The sequence below is a fragment of the Neobacillus camarae genome, assembly GCF_054950115.1.
This window is the reverse complement of the sequence record NZ_JBUCKX010000001.1, coordinates 896006-917037: the sequence shown is the minus strand read 5'-3', so window position 1 is coordinate 917037 and position 21032 is coordinate 896006. Positions and strand designations below refer to the sequence as shown.

Below are 21032 nucleotides of genomic sequence, written 5' to 3'. Positions count from 1 at the left end.
CCCCAAGCTTAGTCTAACTCTTCGTCAAAATCAAAATCCGATTCAGTGGAATCATCAAATAATCTGATTGGTTCCTCTCGAGGATAAATACCCTTTTCACGGGCTTCAGACTCTGATTTTATGTCAATCTTCCAGCCCGTTAGTTTTGCAGCGAGCCGGGCATTTTGTCCGCGCTTGCCAATGGCTAAAGATAGTTGGTAATCTGGCACGACCACGGTCGTTGCTTTTTCATCTTCATTGACCATTACGTCAAGGACTTTCGATGGGCTTAGTGCATTGGCAACGAAGACAACCGGGTCATCTGACCATTTCACAATGTCGATTTTTTCACCTTTTAATTCATTCACAACGGCCTGCACCCTTGCACCTTTTGGACCAACGCATGCTCCGACCGGGTCCACTTCCGAGTTATCGGAGTGAACGGATATCTTCGAGCGGTCCCCTGCTTCTCGGGCCACTGATTTAATTTCCACAGTACCATCATAAATTTCCGGCACTTCAATTTCAAATAGGCGTTTTAAGAGCCCTGGATGTGTACGGGATACAAAAATTTGCGGTCCCTTTGTGGTTTTTTCCACTTTAGTGATAAACACCTTAATCCGGTCATGCGGCTTGTACCGTTCATTTGGCATTTGTTCATTGACAGGCAGCAATGCCTCAATTTTCCCAAGACTGACATAAATAAACTTGGAATCAAGTCTTTGGACAATACCCGTCATAATGTCTTCTTCACGGTCAATAAATTCAGAATAGATAATGCCCCGTTCTGCTTCCCTTACACGCTGGGTCACCACTTGTTTGGCCGTTTGGGCAGCAATTCTCCCAAAATCTTTTGGAGTTACTTCCATTTCCACGACATCTTCCACTTGATAATTCGGATTAAGCCGTCTCGAGTCCTCTAAAGATATTTCTAAACGCGGATCATAGACATTATCAACGACTTCCTTACGTGCAAAGACACGCATGGTTCCTGTTTGCAGATTCAGATCGATTCTTACGTTTTGCGCCTGATTGAAATTACGGCGATAAGCAGAAATAAGTGCAGCTTCAATGGCGTCAATTAATACGTCTCTGGAAATACCTTTCTCTTTCTCCAGCACGGTAAGAGCATCTAATAATTCGCTGCTCATTTGTTTGTATCCCCCTAACCTTATATTAAATTTTCAACTTTAAGAATTGTCCAGCTCCACCCTAGTGCGCTTTCCGCTTTTCTCTATGAAAAAGTTACGGCCAAGCGGGCGCTAGCTAGTTTTTCAACGGGAATTTCAACGGTCTTTTTACGGGTCTTTATTTTGACTTCCAATTTTACAGTCTGGCCGTCATATTCAAGTAAGGTACCCTCAAACGTTTTTTCCCCATTAATGGGTTCATATGTTTTGATAAAGACATTTTTCCCGATAGCTTTTTGAAAATCTTTTTCTTTTTTTAATGGGCGCTCTGCGCCGGGTGATGATACTTCTAGAAAATAGTTATGAGGAATAGGATCTACTTGATCAAGCTTTTCGCTTAATCGTTCACTGACAAGACCGCAGTCTTCAATATCTACTCCAGTTTCTTTATCGATATATACGCGAAGGAACCAGCTTTTTCCTTCCTTCACATACTCAATATCGACTAATTCCATGCCAAGTTCTTGAAAAATTGGTGCAGCCAGCTCTTCTACTACTTCTGTTATTTTGCTCATGCTAGACCTCCTTTTCCACCATATTCTATGTAGTTGCTCTAAATGCCATTAAAAAAATCAAAAAAGAAAACCATTTAAACAAACGAAAGAGTGGGAGGGTTCCCACTCTTGAACACGAGAGTATTTCTTAGTATTTCCAATAAAACTATAACATAATCACCTATGAAGTGCAAATGTTATCCCTGTAATGCGTGTTTCACTACCCTAGAAAAGGGAAAGCTGATTCTGTTCTGGCAATGATTCCAGACAGCCTTGTTTGTCTAGATATTCAAGAATTGTTTTCGAAACTTTTCCACGCTGCTGCAGATCCTCTTTGGAAAGAAACTCCCCTTCCGCCCTGGCCTTCACTATGTTAACAGCAGCATTGGTACCAAGACCCGGAATCGAATTAAACGGAGGAATCAACGTATTCCCCTCAATGATAAATTCTGATGACGCTGACTTGTAAAGATCATAGTTTTGGAAGGAATATCCTCTCTCCGTCATTTCCAGGGCAAGTTCAAGAACTGTCAACAAGCTCTTTTCTTTATTAGACGCGTCCAAGCCTTTGACATTGATTTCTTCAATTTTCCCCCGAATCGCTTCAGGACCCTTCGTCATAATTTCAAGATCGAAATCTTCGGCACGGACTGTGAAATATGCTGCGTAGTACAGTAATGGCAAATGGACTTTAAAGTAAGCAATCCTTACAGCCATTAGCACATAGGCTGCTGCGTGGGCTTTCGGGAACATGTATTTAATTTTTTTACATGAATCAATATACCATTCCGGCACTTCGTTCCTGCGCATTTCAGCTTCCATGTCTTCTGTTAAGCCTTTCCCTTTACGGACTGACTCCATAATTTTAAAGGCAAAGGATGGCTCAAGTCCCTGATAAATTAAATAAACCATAATGTCATCGCGGCATCCAATTACTTCGCTCAAGTTACAAGTCCGGTTTTGAATCAGTTCTTGAGCATTTCCCAGCCATACATCTGTACCATGTGATAATCCGGATATTTGCACGAGCTCAGAAAAAGTGGTCGGTTTTGTATCTTCCAGCATCTGCCGGACAAACCTTGTTCCGAACTCAGGAATTCCTAATGTTCCTGTTTTGCACATGATTTGTTGTTCCGTTACTCCCAGTGATTCGGTACTGCTAAAAATCTTCATCACTTCAGGATCATCCGTCGGTATTGTTTTCGGGTCGATTCCACTCAAATCTTGAAGCATCCGAATCACAGTTGGATCATCGTGTCCCAGAATATCCAGTTTAAGCACGTTATCATGGATTGAATGGAAGTCGAAATGGGTTGTCCGCCATTCAGAATTTCGGTCATCTGCCGGGAATTGAATAGGGCTAAAATCAAATACATCCATATAATCAGGAATAACGATGATGCCTCCAGGGTGCTGGCCGGTCGTTCTTTTTACGCCTGTACAACCTGAAGCAAGTCTTTCCACTTCAGCATTACGGATTTGCAGATTATTTTCCTGCTGATAGGCCCTTACATATCCAAATGCCGTCTTATCCGCAACTGTGCCGATTGTTCCTGCCCGATACACATTATCCTCACCGAACAACACCTTTGTATAGTTATGTGCCCTTGGCTGATATTCCCCTGAAAAGTTTAAGTCAATATCTGGAACCTTATCCCCTTTAAAGCCAAGGAACGTTTCGAATGGAATATCGTGCCCATCCTTTTTATAGACGGTGCCACATTGTGGACAGTTTTTATCCGGCAGGTCAAATCCCGAACCGACTGAGCCGTCATTAAAGAACTCAGAATGCTTGCAATTCGGACAGATATAATGTGGCGGAAGCGGATTTACCTCGGTAATTTCCGTCATCGTGGCGACTAATGAGGAACCGACCGATCCCCGTGATCCAACCAGATAACCGTCGTTCAATGACTTTTTAACAAGTTTATGGGCAATCAAATAAATGACCGCAAAACCGTGGCCGATAATACTCTTCAATTCTTTTTCCAAGCGGGCTTCCACTATTTCCGGCAGCGGGTCACCATATATTTGGTGCGCCATAACATAACTCATCCGGCGCATCTCCTCTTCTGCTCCTTCAATCTTTGGAGTATAGAGTTCGTCTTTAATCGGCTTGATTTCCTCGATCATATCCGCAATTTTATTGGTATTCGTCACCACAATCTCTTTTGCTTTGTCCTTCCCTAGGAAAGCAAAGGCATCGAGCATATCATTTGTGGTCCGGAAATGAACATCCGGCAGTTTATGGCGGTTTAGCGGATTGGCCCCGCCTTGTGAATTGATGAGGATTTGCCGATAAATTTTATCATTCTCATTTAAGTAATGGACATTTCCTGTTGCAACGACTGGAATTCCCAATTTTTCACCTAAGAAAACAATGTTGCCGATAATTTTTTCTAATGATTTTTCATCACGGACCAATTCCATTTCTAGTAATGGAGCGTATACTTCCTTCGGCATTACTTCAAAATAGTCATAAAAACGGGCGGTCTCCTCCACTTCTTCAGGAGATTTTTGCATCATGCCCTCAAACACTTCTCCTTTGTCACAAGCGGATCCGACCAAGATTCCTTCCCTGTATTTTTGCAATACGGACCTTGGAATGCGCGGCACTCGGTAAAAGTACTCAAGATGGGCAATGGATATAATTTTAAACAGGTTTTTTAATCCCGCCTCCGTTTGGGCCATCAACGTGCAATGATACGGCCTGGCCCTCTGGTAGGCGTTTCCTTGCCCCATATGCTCATTAAATTGATCGTGATATTCGATGTCCTTTTCCGCAGCATCCTTTAGCATCTTCAACAGCAGGTAGCCGGTGGCTTCGGCATCATAAATCGCCCGGTGATGCTGGGTTAGTTCGATGTCAAACTTTTTCGCCAATGTATTTAACCGGTGGTTTTTTAATTCAGGGTAAAGGAAACGTCCCAATTCAAGTGTGTCGATGACAGGGTTTTTTGCCTTTTCAAGCCCCATATTTTTGTATCCGACATTTAGGAATCCCATGTCAAAAGACGCATTATGTGCAACTAGCACGGAATCCCCAGCCCAATCATAGAACCTTTGCAGCACTTCGGGCACATCTGGCGCCGTTTGTACCATATCATCGGTAATCCCTGTCAGATTAATGGTTGTCGCACTAAGCCGATGATGCGGATTGGCGAACGACTCAAATCGGTCGATGATTTCCCCGCCTTTTATCTTAACAGCCGCAAGCTCGATGATTGTGTCAAATACTGCCGAAAGCCCGGTTGTTTCAACGTCAAAGACAACATAGGTATCGTCTGTAAGTAACCGATGGGCATCATTATAAACGATTGGCACACCATCATCGACTAGATTCGCCTCAACCCCATAAAGGATTTTAACGCCGTTTTTCTTCCCCGCGCTGAATGCCTCTGGAAATGATTGGCCAACCGCATGGTCTGTAACCGCAATCGCTTTATGTCCCCATTTCGCCGCCTGGGCTACGAGTGCACTTACAGGGGTAACGGCATCCATCTGACTCATAGGGGTATGAAGGTGGAGCTCCACTCGTTTTTCGCCTTCCGGTGCGGTATCCTTCCGTCCCATTGGCTTAAATTCATTTATATCGTTTGCGATCATTACAAGGTCACGGACGAATGTATCGTTCTGGATACTTCCCCTTACCCTCACCCACATGCCTTTTTTCACACGTGCAAATTGAGCGGCATCTTCTTTATCCCGCGAAAACATTTTAACCATGATAGAACTTGTATAGTCCGTCATTTTAAAGGTTAATAGTGAACGGCCGCTTCGTAATTCCCGGATTTCTGCATCAAAGATGTAACCTTCCGCGACAATCCGGCGTTCTTCGTCAACAATTTCAATTAAACTGCGAAGTTCATTGTCATCTTTAATCGTAAGACCAATAGATAGAGGGCCATCGTGTGCTTCTGTTCCGCCTTGTTCTTTCTCAGCCTCTTTCTTTTGCATTTCAACCATTGCCAAAAGGGCACGTTCAGAGTCTTCCTTTTGCTTGGCCTCTAAAAACTTCTCGTATTCCTCATTTGATTCTTCCTGTTTTAGGTCTGTCTCAAAAACAAGGGGAGGAAATCCAAAGGATTGATAGACCTCACTAATCATCGTTCCATACTTTCGTTTTAATGTGAGCCCCTCTGCATCATTGTGCACGAAGATGGTCAGCTTGTTTCCGCTGATTTGCGGCATTCGGCCAGTAAGTAATTTTAATAGAGGTGGTGAAATCCCATCGATTTGCTGGATGCAATAATTCCAGTAATCCAAGACTAATTGCGGTGTGATGGTTTTATCCAATATATTTAAATCGTAGGAGACTTTGGCTATTTCAGCAAAAGCTCTCTCCAATCTGGTTGTAAATTGCATGTACACCTGATAAGGAAGGATTTTTTCAAACAAAAATTGAAAATGCCATTTCCTTGATTTTTTTTCAACTAACAGCCTTTCAATCTGTGCATTGTTGAAATGGTTCATCACAGCATCCTCTGTTAATTGAATCTGCTGGAGCAAGAGTAAGAATCGCTCTTTATTCCCTAAGGCAAGACCGCTCAACGTTCTCTCTCCCATCTATATCTAAATCTCTACTTATAGTTATTTCTAAAATGTAATTATAACATATGTTGATGCAGCATTCGGCTTTATTCGACAGAAAACTTCTTCCTGTTATTAGAAAAGCGCAAGCGCCCTCGGAACAAGCACAAAACACTTGTTCCTGCGAAGCCTATTCTTAGGAAGCTTTCCTTAATGGTCAGCTCGCGACAGGCCTCCTCCAAAAAGCTTACGCTTTTTGTTCATGCATGCCTATGCTGTCGAAGCCCCTTCTTGTGGAGCTGGATAATTCTCAAAGTCCCAAATCATTATATACTTCACAAAAAACGCCCCTGCTTAGTCAATCTGCAAGGGCGTTTTTTGTTTTCACTATTTTAAGAAGAATCTTTGGATATCGTTCCAAGTGACGACCAACATCAATAACATCAGGAGCGCAAATCCAATAAAATGAACCATTCCTTCTTTTTGGCGATCGATTGGTTTTCCCCTTACGGCTTCTAAGGCAAAAAACATTAATCTGCCGCCATCTAGCGCAGGAATTGGCAGCAAGTTCATGATTCCTAAGTTGATACTTAAAATCCCGGCCCATTTCATTAAATAAAAAATGCCGGACTTCGCTACTTCATCCGTGGAAACATATATGCCCACTGGACCTGAAAGGGCATCAATGGAAAATTGCCCGGTAACTAATTTACCAAGACTGACAAATATTTGGGTGGTCCAGAAATAGGTTTCTTTTCCAGCGGACGTAACAGCTTGGACAGGTGATTTTTCAACGGGGCTGTAAACGCCAATCATTCCCATTTTCTGTTTATCAACCGTTTTTTCTTCCGGTGTTACTTGAATGTCCATCTCTTTCCCGTTACGGATAATTGAAAAATCCAATTTGTTATTCGGATTTTCCCTTATTATTTCAACGACATCATTCCAGCTTGAAATTTCTGAACCATCTATGCTTTGAACAATATCACCTTCCTGAAGTCCGGCTGTTTTTGCCGCACCATCAGGGGTGATTTCCCCAAGTTTAGGTTCGTTGGTCGGAACACCTTGCAATAGGGCAATCACAATAAATACAACAAAAGCCAAGATGAAGTTATTCATTGGACCCGCAAAAATCGTCATGAACCGATGTCCCAAAGTTTTTGATGCGAATTGACGGTCAATAGGCGCAATTTGTGACTCCACGCCATTTTCAACAAGAACTGCCTGCGGATTGACATAAAAGGTGGTCAACTGTTCTTCGTCATCTTCTGGAAATCCTTTTATCACTAAATCCTTTTCAATGTCGGCATACTCCACTTCCACAATGCGGCAATTAGGGTATTTCTCTTTGTTATTAAGAATAATCTTTGATACTCTTTCCTCTTTGTCTAATAAAAGGCCAATTCGGTAACCGGCTTTGATTTCTACCATTTCCGGATCCTCGCCTGCCATCCTTACATAACCGCCAATTGGCAATAACCGGATGGTATAGGTAGTTTCCCCTTTTTTATGGGAGAAAACCTTTGGACCCATTCCAATCGCAAACTCGCGGCAAAGAATACCTGCTCGTTTTGCAAAAACAAAATGCCCTAATTCATGAAAAAAAACGAGTGCGCCAAAAATCACTATAAAAGCTAAAACTGTACTCAACGTAAAAACCACCTTTTTTTAGGTTAAAAAGTTTCACTTTTGCCATCATACATTCTAGCTCCGCCGCCCCGCTTGTGCGCTCTGTACTTTTTTACAGAAGTGAATGTACATACTGCCTAGTTTCTTTGTCAACCTCTTGAATCACATTTAAGTTCGGATGTTCCATCGGCTGATGTCGAATTAATGCTTTTTCGATTAAATCTTCAATTTGTAAAAATTTTATTTTCCCTTGCAAAAACGCTGCTACCGCGGCCTCATTAGCGGCATTTAACACAGTGGGCATGGTTCCACCCGTTTTCCCTGCAGAATAAGCAAACTGTAAACACCTGAATCTTTCAAAACTCATTTCCCGAAAGTGCAGTGAGGCTATTTTCGCCAAATCCAAGCGGTTGGCTGCAGGAAGCGGCATTCGGTCCGGATAGGTAAGTGCATATTGGATTGGCACCCGCATATCAGGAGTACCCAGTTGGGCAATGATACTGCTGTCATGGAATTCAACCATCGAATGTATAATGCTTTCCTTATGCATTAACACATCAATCTTGTCATATGGCATGTTAAACAACCAATGTGCTTCAATTACTTCCAAGCCTTTGTTCATCATCGTGGCCGAATCAATGGTAATTTTAGCACCCATGGACCAGTTAGGGTGGTTTAATGCCTCTTCCACCGTCACATCAGCTAGCTCTTCTCGCGTACGGTCCCGAAAGCTTCCTCCGGATGCTGTCAAAATTAATCTTTCAATGTTTTTTTCCTTTTCACCCTGAAGGGCTTGAAAGATGGCTGAATGTTCACTGTCTACCGGCAAGAATGCGACATTATGCTTTTTGGCTGCCTCCATGACTAAATGGCCGGCTGTTACCAATGTTTCTTTATTGGCAATGGCAATGGTTTTTCCTGATTCAATTGCTTGTAAAGTCGGATTCAAACCGACGCTGCCAAGGACGGCATTGACAAGTATATCAGACTTGTCAAACACAGCTGTTTCAATCAGTCCTTCATCACCATATGTAACTTTCATCAGAGGGAACTCTTCTTTTAATATATGATAATCACTTTTAGTTTGTACAGAAACTAGCTCTGGTTGAAACTCAAGGATGATTTTGCGGGCAAAATCAATATTTTTCCCTACAGAAAAAGCTGCCAGTTTAAAATCCTCTGGATGCTGGCGGATAATATCTAAAGTTTGGGTGCCAATCGATCCTGATGCACCCAACAAACTGATTGTTTTCAAATTGTTCATCTCCTAATGTAATAAGGCAAAACAATCTACCATAAATGGAACAAGTGCAATAATGGCCAAACAAATAATAAACTGTCAAAACGGTCTAGTATTCCTCCATGGCCTGGCAAGATATTCCCGGAATCCTTTACATTGAAATGGCGCTTATATGCGGATTGAACAAGGTCGCCAATTTGTCCAAAAATCGATAACACGAGGGTTGCCCCCAATAGGGTAATGGGTGCTGCATCAATATCTGAGAATACAAGAAACAGTGCGGCAACTACCATGGCGCAAACAACGCCGCCAATAGACCCTTCCACCGTTTTATTGGGGCTGATTTCCGGAAGCAACTTCTTCTTACCAAGCGCTTTTCCAATGAAATACGCTCCCGAATCGGTTGCCCAAATAATAAATAGGGAGTAGAAGATATAGATAAGCCCAGCCTCTCTGGTTTCGATTAAAAAGTAAAACCCTATCCCCACATAGATAGCGGATTGTATACAAAAAGCAGCATCTTCAAAGGTAAAGCGGTTTTTGGTAATCACTGTATAGGTTAATAACAACAGAATAAATGCTATCGCTATGTCTATCCTTGAATAATAAAAGTACTTAATATATTCATCATATTGCAATGGAAATAGTACAATCCATAAAAATAAAAGAGATAGGAGCCCATAAGGTGAAAAGATGGTTAATCCCTTCATCTTTAGTAATTCATACAAACCGACGCTCGCTAGCAAGTAGGTTACCAACACGAAAGGAAGTCCGCCGTAAATAATGATTGGCAGAAAAAGCGCGGCTGCTACAACCCCTGTTATAATTCTTTGCTTCATCTAAAAGTTCAACACCTTTTCGGTACTCGTATTAGATTCCCCCAAACCGGCGCTGCCGGCTTTGGTACGCCTCGATGGCTTCAATTAAGTGTTCCTCACTGAAATCCGGCCATAAAACATCCGTAAACCAAAATTCCGAATACGCCAGTTGCCAAAGCATAAAGTTACTTAAGCGAATCTCACCACTCGTCCTAATTAACAGATCCGGATCCTTGAAGTCTGAAGTCATTAGATAAGATGAAAAAACTTCTTCATTTATACCTGTTTCATTTAGTATACCATTATTATAATCGTTTAAGACTTGTTTTACCGCATCGAGAATTTCCGCCCTGCTGCCGTAATTCAAAGCAAAATTAAGTACTAGTCCATTGTTATTTTTGGTTTGCTCCATTGCTTGTTCGATTGCTCTTCGCGTGTGTGGAGGAAGCTGGTCTATATAGCCCATCATTTTCACCTGAACATTATTGGCCACGAGTTCAGGAAGAAATGTACCCAAAAATTCTTCCGGTAATTTCATAATATAATCCACTTCATTTTTTGGGCGTTTCCAATTCTCAGTCGAAAATGCATAAAGTGTTAAGGTTTTGATTCCTAAGTCATTTGCCAGCATGGTGGTTTTACGTACAACCTTCATCCCCTCATGATGACCGGCTATCCGCGGCAAGGCCCGTTTCTTGGCCCAACGTCCGTTTCCATCCATAATTATGGCCACATGCTCTGGTACGGGCCTTTCTTTTATCTGTTCGATTTTATCTCGGAGTGTGGAAGAGGTTTTTTGGTTCTTCCAAAGCTTCATTTTATTTAACATAATTTTGCTCCCCCAATAATGTAGTGTTTCCTCCGATAATAAACTGAAACTTAAGATTTTGACGGTTATGTAAAAAACAAAAACGAATATGCTTTCATCATACCAAAAATGCAGGAAGATTTCTCTTAAATTAACATATGTACAAGAGGACGAATTAAGAATAACGATTAGTAACTTTCAGAACTTCGTTTTGGTTAAAAAAAAACGCCTATAATAGTTAAAAAACCCCCTAAAAAGAGGGTTGCTTGCATTGGAATTACACTTCCATAATTTCTTTTTCTTTATCTTTCGTAATTTGGTCGATTTTATTAATATGCTCATCCGTTAACTTTTGGATATCATCCGAAAAACCACGCAGTGCATCTTCGGTGATCTCACCTGATTTTTCCTGCTTTTTCAAATCATCATTGGCATCACGGCGGATATTGCGGACAGCTACTTTGGCTTCTTCAGATTCTTTCTTAACCACTTTTACTAGCTCTTTGCGGCGCTCCTCCGTCAATTGAGGGATGGCAAGTCGAATGACAGAACCATCATTCGTCGGATTTAAGCCTAAATCTGATTTAAGAATCGCTTTTTCAATTTCACCAAGAACGGTTTTATCATAGGGCTGGATGACTAGCAATCTGGCCTCAGGAGTTGTGATTCCAGCTAATTGATTGACCGGAGTTGGCGCTCCGTAGTAATCAATCGTAATTCGGTCCAGCAACGATGCACTTGCACGTCCGGCACGAATGCTAGCAAGTTCACGAGTATAAGCTTGAATTGCTTTTGTCATTCTTTCTTTTGCCTGAGTAATGACTTGATTTGCCATCAGTTTTTCCCCCTCACAACAGTTCCAATTTTTTCGCCCAAAACGGCTCTTTTAATATTGCCTTGTTCCATAATTGAGAAAACAATAAGCGGAATATCATTATCCATACATAGGGAGGAAGCTGTGGAATCCATGACAGCTAAACCTTCTTTAATGACATCCAAGAATGATAAATCATCATATTTCTTGGCATTGGCATCCACACGAGGGTCTGCAGAATATACACCATCCACATTATTTTTGGCCATCAGGATCACTTCGGCATCAATTTCCGCTGCTCTTAACGCTGCTGTTGTGTCTGTTGAAAAATATGGGTTACCAGTGCCTGCAGCAAAAATGACAACGCGGCCTTTTTCAAGGTGACGAATGGCCCGGCGTCTTATGTATGGTTCAGCTACCTGGCGCATTTCGATGGAGGTTTGAACTCTTGATTCCACTCCAAGCTGTTCCAAACTGTCCTGGAGCGCCAGAGAATTCATGACAGTAGCGAGCATCCCCATGTAATCAGCTGTTGCCCTGTCCATCCCCATCTCGCTGCCGATTTTACCGCGCCAAATATTTCCGCCACCGACAACTACTGCCACTTCTACATCGAGTTCGGCAATTTCTTTCACTTGAGTGGCAATTGATTTGATGATTGAAGGTTTAATCCCAAAGCCTGTTTCACCAGCCAGCGCCTCTCCACTTAATTTTAACACAACGCGTTTGTACTTAGGACCGTTCATATAAACCTCCATTAAATAATAGCTTTTACTTTAAAAATAGGGAACACGCTCCGTGTCCCCTATTCAAAAATTATTGCAGTAACATTCCCATGTGGTAAGAGCCCGAGAATAGTTGACTATTGTCTATTTACTTGGTTCATTACTTCTTCAGCAAAGTTATCTTCACGCTTCTCGATGCCTTCGCCTACTTCGTAGCGGATAAATTCGCGAACAGTTGCACCTTTTGATTCAACGAATTTGCGAACTTTTTGATCCGGATCTTTAACGAATGCTTGATCAAGCAAGCAAACATCTTCGAAGTATTTGCCAAGACGGCCTTCTACCATTTTTTGGACAATGTTCTCAGGTTTGCCTTCATTTAGAGCTTGCTGAGTTAACACTTGACGTTCGTGCTCCACTTCTTCCTGTGAAACTTGGTCACGGGAGACATACTTCGGATTTAAGGCTGCAATATGCATGGAAACATCTTTAGCAGCATCTGCATCTGTAGTGCCTTCTAAAACAGATAATACAGAAATACGTCCTCCCATGTGCAAGTATGCACCGAAAGCATCGTTATCAGATTTGGAAACAATTGTATAACGACGGAGAGTCAATTTCTCACCGATTTTAGCAATAGCGGCATTAATATGGTCAGCAACAGTAGCGCCATTATCCATAGTTTGAGCTAACGCTTCTTCAACAGTTGCCGGCTTCTTAGCAAGCAAATGCTCGGCGACTTCTTTAACAAGTGTTTGGAAGCCTTCATTTTTTGCAACGAAGTCAGTTTCAGAGTTTACCTCTAAGATTACGGCATCGTTTCCGTTTGTTACGATAGAGGTTAAACCTTCAGCTGCGATACGGTCAGCCTTTTTAGCTGCCTTTGCAATTCCTTTTTCACGAAGGTAATCGATTGCTTTATCCATGTCTCCGTCTGTTTCAGTTAATGCCTTTTTGCAGTCCATCATTCCTGCGCCAGTTTTTTCACGCAGTTCTTTTACCATTTGAGCAGTAATAGCCATTATTTATTTCCTCCTTAAACTATCTTATGTACTATACTCCTATCATAGCCATTGAGGCATAAGATAAACATTCAACTCTTCAATTCAGTCAGTGAGTTTTTCTTTAAAAAAAGGTGATAAAGGGTCTCCCTCTTATCACCTTTTCTAAGAAAGCTTTAATTAAGCTGTAGGTTGTACTTCTTCACCTTGTTTAGCTTCAAGGATGGCATCAGCCATTTTACCAGTTAAAAGCTTAACCGCACGAATAGCATCGTCGTTAGCTGGAATTACAACATCGATTTCATCCGGATCGCAGTTTGTATCAACGATACCGACGATTGGGATGTTTAATTTTCTAGCTTCTGCCACTGCAATTCTCTCTTTGCGAGGGTCGATAATGAACAGTGCATCTGGAAGCTGTTTCATATCTTTAATTCCGCCTAAGAATTTTTCAAGACGCTCTTGTTCTTTTCTTAATTGTACAACCTCTTTCTTAGGTAGTACATCGAAAGTACCGTCTTCAGCCATTCTCTCAATATCTTTTAAGCGGCCAATACGCTTTTGAATGGTTTCGAAGTTTGTTAATGTACCACCTAACCAGCGATGGTTTACGTAGTACATACCAGAACGTTGTGCTTCTTCTTTAACAGAATCTTGAGCTTGTTTCTTAGTACCTACAAATAGCATTGTACCGCCATTAGCAGAAAGTTCCTTCACCCAGTTATAAGCTTCTTCAACCTTTTTAACTGTTTTTTGAAGGTCGATAATGTAGATGCCGTTACGCTCTGTGAAGATATATTTCTTCATCTTAGGGTTCCAACGGCGAGTTTGGTGTCCGAAATGCACACCAGCTTCAAGCAATTGCTTCATTGAAATTACTGACATGATAGTTCCTCCTATTGGTTTGTTTTCCTCCGCTCAGCTCATTTTTGCCCAGAAACTGTTCTTCGCACAGCACCATCCGGACAAATCCCCAAGCGTGTGTATTAACACCATGAACTAATATAGCATATGGCTTTTAAACAATCAAGGTTTAGTTTCGAAAAAAATTCCCAGCCATGGCTGGGAACACAGAAAATATATTAATGAGATTTAAGCTTTTCAAGTTCCACTAGGAATTTATCGTTCAGAACTTTAATGTAAGTTCCTTTCATTCCAAGGGAACGTGATTCAATAACTCCGGCACTTTCGAGTTTCCGAAGCGCGTTCACGATAACCGAACGGGTGATGCCTACGCGATCCGCAATTTTTGATGCAACCAACAATCCTTCTTGACCGTTCAACTCTTCAAAGATATGTTCAATTGCTTCTAGTTCACTGTAGGATAGAGAGCTGATGGCCATTTGAACAACAGCTTTGCTCCTTGCTTCTTCTTCGATTTCTTCTGACTTTTCACGCAGAATTTCCATACCGACAACTGTTGCGCCATATTCAGCAAGAATGAGATCATCATCATGGAATTTTTCATGCAATCGGGCAAGAATCAGCGTGCCGAGGCGTTCACCGCCGCCAATAATTGGAACGATGGTGGTTAAGCCTTCTTTAAACAAATCCTTATTTTCTACAGGAAAAGCGGTATGTTCGCTTTCGATGCCGAGGTTTGGTGATGTTTCTTTAATATTGAATAAGCTATTGGTATACTCTTCAGGAAATTGACGGTCTTCGAACATTTTTTTAATGCGCTCATTTTCAATTTGCTGATAGATGGAGAAGCCTAGCAGTTTCCCGCGGCGGCTTACGACATAAACATTTGCTTCAATTGTTTCGCTTAAAGTTTCAGCCATTTCTTTAAAGTTCACTGGCTTTCCTGCAGCTTTCTGCAGTAATACATTAATTTTTCGTGTCTTTGATAGTAAATCCATCTGTTTCTTCCTCCTAGTTAACAACAACCATTATTAAATTTTTAGTTTACAACCTTGGTCTCGCTTCATCATATAAAAGAAAGCTTTAGAAAATCTTTATTTATAAGATAAACTGACTTAGGTCTTTGTTTTTGGATATGGCTCCGAGTTTATCGTCCACATACTGAGGGGTGATGGTGACTTTCCCCATGGAAATATCAGGGGCTTCAAAAGATAGATCCTCCAATAATTTTTCCAAAATAGTATGCAGGCGTCTTGCTCCGATATTGTCGGTATTTTGGTTCACCTCAAAGGCGATTTCAGCAATTCTACGAATAGCATCGTCAGAAAATTCAATTTGTATACCTTCTGTTTCCAATAATGCTTGATATTGTTTAATCAGAGCGTTATCCGGTTCCACTAAAATCCGATAAAAGTCCTCAACCGTAAGCTTAGTCAGCTCGACACGGATTGGGAATCTTCCCTGAAGCTCAGGAATTAAATCCGACGGCTTAGCGATATGAAATGCCCCAGCAGCAATGAATAACACATGGTCCGTCTTGATTGAACCGTATTTGGTTACCACTGTCGAGCCTTCCACTACAGGCAGAATATCTCTTTGAACGCCTTCCCTGGAAACATCCGCTGAAGAACCAGCATGATTTTTGCTGGCGATTTTATCAATTTCATCGATAAAAATAATGCCATTTTGTTCCGCACGAAAGATTGCTTCACTGGTTACTTCATCCATATCAATCAGTTTAGAAGCCTCTTCATTCGTTAAAACCTTTCTGGCCTCACGGACCGTCAACTTTCTTTTTTTCCGTTTTTTCGGCATAAAGTTGCTAAGCGCATCCTGCATATTCATCCCCATTTGTTCAATGCCCGATCCTTGAAGCATATCGAACATGGAAGGGGTCTGTTCTTCTACTTCTACCGTCACAATTTCATCTTCCAATTGACCCAAAGCCAATTTCTCTTTGACAATTTTCCGTTTTTCATAAACAGAATAATCCTCTTGAGGAGTTTCTTGCTCCTGTGCGGAATTCCCGCCGCCAAACAGCATTTCCAGCGGATTTTTATAGTTGGATGTTTTTTTGGCAGAAGGAACTAACAGTTCCACAAGACGGCTATTCGCATTTTCTTCCGCCCGTTCCTTGACATTTTGCATCCGCTCTTCTTTGACAAGTCGAACGGAAGTTTCAGCCAAGTCACGCACCATGGATTCCACGTCGCGGCCAACATAACCTACTTCGGTAAATTTTGTGGCTTCCACTTTAATAAATGGGGCACCAACCAGCTTGGCAATCCTTCTGGCTATTTCGGTTTTTCCTACCCCAGTAGGACCAATCATTAGAATATTTTTAGGAATGATTTCGTCACGTAGATTCTCCGGTAACAATCCTCTTCTATATCGATTGCGGAGCGCGACTGCTACCGCTTTCTTCGCATCCTTTTGCCCAATGATATACTGATCAAGTCTTTCTACAATTTGACGGGGGGTTAAATCGGTTGTTCTGGCCATTTTCAATCTCCTTCCCGTTATAATTCTTCAACAATGATATTATGGTTTGTGTAGACACAAATATCTGCAGCTATTTCCAAAGCAGCCTTTGCGATTTCCTTGGCTGACAGATGATCCCCGGAATAGCCTTTTAAAGCGCGGCCGGCTGCCAATGCATAATTGCCGCCAGAGCCAATCGCTAGAATTCCATCATCCGGTTCAATCACTTCCCCGGTGCCTGAAACCAGTAGCAAACTTTCACGATCCATGACAATCAACATGGCTTCAAGCTTTCTGAGGACTTTATCGCTTCTCCACTCTTTTGCCAATTCCACAGACGCTCTTTGAAGATTTCCGTTAAATTCCTCCAGTTTTCCTTCGAACAGTTCAAACAAAGTAAACGCATCGGCGACAGAGCCCGCAAACCCTGCCAAAACCCTGCCATTAAAGATTTTTCTGACTTTTCTTGCTGTGTGTTTCATTACTACTGCATTTCCCATCGTTACTTGTCCGTCTCCGGCCATTGAACATTGCCCGTTATGGTGAATGGCAAATATCGTTGTCGCATGAAATTGATCCATACTGCTATTCCTCCTTTTTGGGAGTATTTTCTTCCACTCTGCTGTATAGGTTATGTAACAAAAATATTATATTCCCATGATTAACAAAACATTTATTCATTTATCTCCACGGTAAAATAAAGTAAACGTTTTACATATAGTGATTGTTACACTCTATGTTCAGCCTTGAACAAAGGAATTTACTGATATCACGTTGATAATATTCAATTTGAATTTTGAGGATATTGGGCTCATTTGTAAATACATAAACCATAAAGTTTAAAAAATATTCACAAATTGCAGAAATCTCCCTCAGTCAATGGCTACTAAATAGTACCACACTTCGATTACCCTTGCAACAAATTTTACAAAACCTTCACAAAGTTCTGAATTGTTTCTGATTCATATTCTTTAATAAAGTCCATCCTGCATTTTACTATACGATTGAAAAACAAAAAAGTTTTATGTTTGAAGAAAAATTCGAAAAACATTTTTATCGGTGAAACAAATGGAAAAGAGTGGAGAATATCCACTCTTATGCTTGAGGCTCCTCCTTGTAATCGCAGGAAATACATTGAACTTGGACACCTTTTTTCAATTTTTTCTCAACAAGAAGCCCTTCGCATTTCGGGCAGCTTCTTGGCAGCGGCTTATCCCAAGAGATAAAATCACATTCCGGGAACCGACTGCAGCCGTAGAAAATTCGTCGCTTCTTACTTTTCCTCTCAACAATGGCACCTTCATGACAATTCGGGCATGTAACCCCTATTTCCTTCACAATTGGTTTCGTATTGCGGCAATCCGGAAAATTGCTGCAAGCCATAAACTTGCCATAGCGACCCATTTTAAACACCATCGGGCTGCCGCAGAGATCACAGTCCTCGCCCGCCGGCTCATCTTTTATCTCTACTTTTTCCATTTCCTGTTCCGCTATTTTTAAATGCTTTTCGAATCCCTTATAAAATTCGTCAATGACCTGTACCCATGGAACCTTGCCTTCTTCAACATAATCCAGGCCTTTCTCCATCCTAGCCGTAAATTCTACGTCAATAATTTCCGGGAAGAATTCAAGCATTAGTTCATCAACAATTTCTCCCAATTCAGTAGGGACAAACCGTTTATTATCTAAAGCCACATACCCCCGCTTTTGAATAGTGTCCAATGTTGGGGCATACGTTGAAGGACGGCCGATTCCTAGCTCTTCAAGCGTTTTCACCAGTCTTGCTTCAGTATATCGCGGCGGTGGCTGAGTAAAGTGCTGTTTCGGCTCAATATCCTTCTGGAACACTTCGTCGCCCTCATTCAAATCAGGGAGCATTTTGTTGGACTCTTCAACCTGATCGTCCGTTCCTTCCACATAGACCTTCATAAATCCCGGAAACTTAATTTTTGAACCCGTAGCTCGAAATACGACATTGCCATTTTGCAGATCCACGCTCATGGTATCCATTACGGCCTGTGCCATTTGACTGGCTAAAAACCGCTCCCATATTAACTTATAAAGCCGAAGCTGATCCCTGGACAAATATTCCTTTAAGCTGCTCGGGTCCTTGAACGTGCTCGTTGGTCGAATCGCCTCATGGGCATCTTGGGCATTTGCCGACTTTTTCTCTTTCTTTTGTTCCGTCTTTAAGTATTGCTCACCGAATTCTGCTTTGATATAATCAACAGCTTCCGTCTGGGCTACTTCAGATACCCGGGTGGAATCCGTTCTCATGTAGGTAATTAAACCAACCGTCCCCTCTTTCCCAAGCTCAATCCCTTCATACAATTGCTGGGCAAGCATCATCGTTTTCTTGGCCCTGAAATTTAATTTCCGGGCTGCTTCCTGCTGAAGTGAAGAGGTCGTAAATGGCGGGGCCGGATTTCTTCTCCGCTCCTTCTTGGAAACAGAAGTGACAGTAAATTTATTCCCCTCTAATTGCTTTAAGATATTTTGAACTTCTTGTTCTGACTTTAGCTCGATTTTATTTTGACCCTCAATGGCGTAAAAGCCCCCGCTAAAATGATCTTTTCCCTTTAAAAAATCGGCGTCAATAGTCCAATACTCTTCTGGAATAAATGCTTGGATCTCTTTTTCCCGGTCGATTATTAGTCTCACTGCAACTGACTGGACCCGTCCGGCACTTAAACCTTTTTTTACCTTTTTCCAAAATAATGGACTAATATTGTAGCCAACCAGGCGGTCTAAAATCCTCCTTGCTTGTTGGGCATCCACTAAATCCATATTAATCGGCCTTGGGTGTTTAAATGACTCCTTTATTGCATCCTTGGTGATTTCGTTGAAAACCACCCTGCAATCCGTGTTTATATCCACATCCAAACTATGGGCTAAATGCCAGGCAATCGCTTCCCCTTCGCGGTCAGGGTCAGCTGCAAGATAAACTTTTTTTGCTTTTCTGGCTGCCGTTTTTAAATCCTTTAATACAGGGCCTTTCCCCCGGATTGTGATATATTTCGGTTCGTAGTTATTTTCAACATCAACACCTGTTTGGCTGCGCGGCAAATCCCGCACATGCCCCATGGATGCTTTCACTTTATACTTACTGCCTAAATATCGTTCTATTGTTTTCGCTTTCGCAGGCGACTCAACAATTACAAGATAATCTGACATTCCAAAAAGTCCTCCTTAAGAGGGAAATGTTAAGCGAATAGATCTGGCAAATGCCTTTCATCTAGTATGCTTATCGTGGGAAGGTTTCTAAATTCAGTTATTACAACTTTACTTAAAAAAAATACCTTTTACAAAACTCCCCTATCCCAGTCCAGTTAAATTCTATATTTATGACTTAATTATTTACTTAATTTCTCCAATTCTTTTTTTCCGGATATCTGTTGGAAAATGTAATACATATTAGCAAGAATTTCAACCTTTTTAGTTGATTTTTTTTCATTTTTTTCGAAAAAGCATCCAAAAATTGAAAAAAATTCATATTTACATGTCCCATTTTATTGTAATTCCACTAATATATCCTCCGCAGATGTGACTAATTTTGCGCCTTGTTGAATTAATTCATTCGCGCCAACGGAAAACGGGTTAAAGATACTTCCCGGTAGTGAAAACACATCCCGTCCCTCATTCACGGCATAATTGGCTGTAATCAGGGAGCCACTTTTCCTTTTTGCTTCAATAATAAAGGTTCCACGGGACATCCCACTAATAATACGATTTCTGGCAGGAAAATGCCATCTTTGCGGCTTGGTATCCGGAGGGTATTCAGAAATCACAAGCTGAGTTTTCATTAGTTCCTTTGCCAAATCGAGATTTTCCTTTGGATATATATGATAGAGTCCCCCTGCTATTACCGCTATTGTATGGCCTCCGTTTTTAACAGCATATTCATGGGCTAGCGCATCAATTCCTCGGGCTAACCCGCTGACAATGACAATACCATTGTTTATTAATTCCGGAAAGATTAACCGGATGGCATTCTTACCATATTCAGTTGCCTGCCGGGAACCCACTACAGCAAGCAAGCGTTCTTTTTTAAGCAAGGCAACATCCCCTTTAGCAAATAAGGCCCATGGCGGCTGGTAGATTTCTTTTAAATAGGATGGATATTCGGGGTCAAAGATTGTGATAACGGATATTTGATTGGATTGATATTGATGGATTTGCTCATGAAGAATTTCGGAAAAAGAAGAAGAAGTGATAGGATTGTAAGAAGGGTTAGGAACAGAAGAAAGATTCAGTTGGTAACTGCCACGGTAAGGGGGAAAGGATTGAAGCATCGGGTCTTTTTTCAAGGTTTGATAGACAAAGTTCCAGGTGCAGTTGGGATAATGAAGCAAAGCAATTAGTTTTTCTTTAAATTCATCCATAACATACCTGCCTCCATAATCTAAAACAAATAGCCCCTCACATTCCGAGGGACTATCTGCTGTAATCTTGCAGTCTT

Annotated in this window: 16 protein-coding genes; all 16 read right to left on the bottom strand. The window is 41.5% G+C overall.

All coding sequences use genetic code 11. From position 1 onward, the window contains the following. Positions 1 to 8: 8 nt before the first annotated feature. The 16 genes from nusA to dprA all read right to left on the bottom strand — a co-directional run bounded on the left by nusA (position 9) and on the right by dprA (position 20955). A complete protein-coding gene (nusA, locus tag ACY8D0_RS04445) occupies positions 9 to 1130 on the bottom strand; it encodes a transcription termination factor NusA (RefSeq protein ID WP_462409271.1) in 1122 nt (373 codons plus the stop codon). A gap of 83 nt (positions 1131 to 1213) precedes the next feature. After that, positions 1214 to 1684, bottom strand: a complete 471-nt coding sequence (gene rimP, locus ACY8D0_RS04440) for a ribosome maturation factor RimP (protein WP_462409270.1) — start codon at positions 1682 to 1684, stop codon at positions 1214 to 1216. Between the two features lie 204 nt (positions 1685 to 1888). After that, a complete protein-coding gene (locus tag ACY8D0_RS04435; protein ID WP_462409269.1) occupies positions 1889 to 6229 on the bottom strand; it encodes a PolC-type DNA polymerase III in 4341 nt (1446 codons plus the stop codon). 351 nt (positions 6230 to 6580) lie between these two features. Continuing rightward, positions 6581 to 7843 (bottom strand): RIP metalloprotease RseP, encoded by a 1263-nt coding sequence (rseP, locus tag ACY8D0_RS04430; protein WP_462409268.1) that lies wholly within the window; start codon positions 7841 to 7843, stop codon positions 6581 to 6583. 91 nt (positions 7844 to 7934) lie between these two features. Next, positions 7935 to 9077: a 1-deoxy-D-xylulose-5-phosphate reductoisomerase gene (gene dxr / locus ACY8D0_RS04425; RefSeq protein ID WP_462409267.1), complete on the bottom strand. Its 1143-nt coding sequence runs from the start codon at positions 9075 to 9077 to the stop codon at positions 7935 to 7937. 35 nt (positions 9078 to 9112) lie between these two features. Further along, complete coding sequence (locus ACY8D0_RS04420; protein WP_462409266.1) at positions 9113 to 9901, bottom strand: phosphatidate cytidylyltransferase; 789 nt, start codon at positions 9899 to 9901, stop codon at positions 9113 to 9115. A gap of 31 nt (positions 9902 to 9932) precedes the next feature. Next, positions 9933 to 10709, bottom strand: a complete 777-nt coding sequence (locus ACY8D0_RS04415) for an undecaprenyl pyrophosphate synthase (protein ID WP_462409265.1) — start codon at positions 10707 to 10709, stop codon at positions 9933 to 9935. Between the two features lie 256 nt (positions 10710 to 10965). Beyond that, entirely contained in the window at positions 10966 to 11523 is a 558-nt protein-coding gene (frr, locus tag ACY8D0_RS04410; protein WP_462409264.1) for a ribosome recycling factor, read from the bottom strand. Beyond that, the gene (gene pyrH / locus ACY8D0_RS04405) at positions 11523 to 12248 is read right to left on the bottom strand and encodes a UMP kinase (protein ID WP_462409263.1); all 726 of its coding nucleotides are present in this window, start codon (positions 12246 to 12248) and stop codon (positions 11523 to 11525) included. Before pyrH ends, frr begins: the two co-directional genes overlap by 1 nt. 116 nt (positions 12249 to 12364) lie before the next feature. Then, a complete protein-coding gene (gene tsf / locus ACY8D0_RS04400) occupies positions 12365 to 13249 on the bottom strand; it encodes a translation elongation factor Ts (protein ID WP_462409262.1) in 885 nt (294 codons plus the stop codon). A 159-nt stretch (positions 13250 to 13408) separates the two neighbouring features. Beyond that, positions 13409 to 14113, bottom strand: coding sequence for a 30S ribosomal protein S2 (gene rpsB, locus ACY8D0_RS04395; RefSeq protein WP_462409261.1), 705 nt, complete (start codon positions 14111 to 14113; stop codon positions 13409 to 13411). A gap of 197 nt (positions 14114 to 14310) precedes the next feature. Continuing rightward, on the bottom strand, positions 14311 to 15090 hold the full coding sequence (gene codY, locus ACY8D0_RS04390; RefSeq protein WP_462409260.1) for a GTP-sensing pleiotropic transcriptional regulator CodY: 780 nt from the start codon (positions 15088 to 15090) through the stop codon (positions 14311 to 14313). 100 nt (positions 15091 to 15190) lie between these two features. Beyond that, positions 15191 to 16594: an ATP-dependent protease ATPase subunit HslU gene (gene hslU, locus ACY8D0_RS04385; RefSeq protein WP_462409259.1), complete on the bottom strand. Its 1404-nt coding sequence runs from the start codon at positions 16592 to 16594 to the stop codon at positions 15191 to 15193. Positions 16595 to 16611: 17 nt separating this feature from the next. Beyond that, a complete protein-coding gene (gene hslV / locus ACY8D0_RS04380; protein WP_462409258.1) occupies positions 16612 to 17154 on the bottom strand; it encodes an ATP-dependent protease subunit HslV in 543 nt (180 codons plus the stop codon). A 514-nt stretch (positions 17155 to 17668) separates the two neighbouring features. Next, positions 17669 to 19747 carry a type I DNA topoisomerase gene (topA, locus tag ACY8D0_RS04375; protein ID WP_462409257.1) on the bottom strand — a complete coding sequence of 693 codons (2079 nt, stop codon included), beginning with the start codon at positions 19745 to 19747 and terminating at the stop codon, positions 17669 to 17671. 335 nt (positions 19748 to 20082) lie between these two features. Beyond that, positions 20083 to 20955 carry a DNA-processing protein DprA gene (dprA, locus tag ACY8D0_RS04370; RefSeq protein WP_462409256.1) on the bottom strand — a complete coding sequence of 291 codons (873 nt, stop codon included), beginning with the start codon at positions 20953 to 20955 and terminating at the stop codon, positions 20083 to 20085. Between the last annotated feature and the right edge of the window lie 77 nt (positions 20956 to 21032).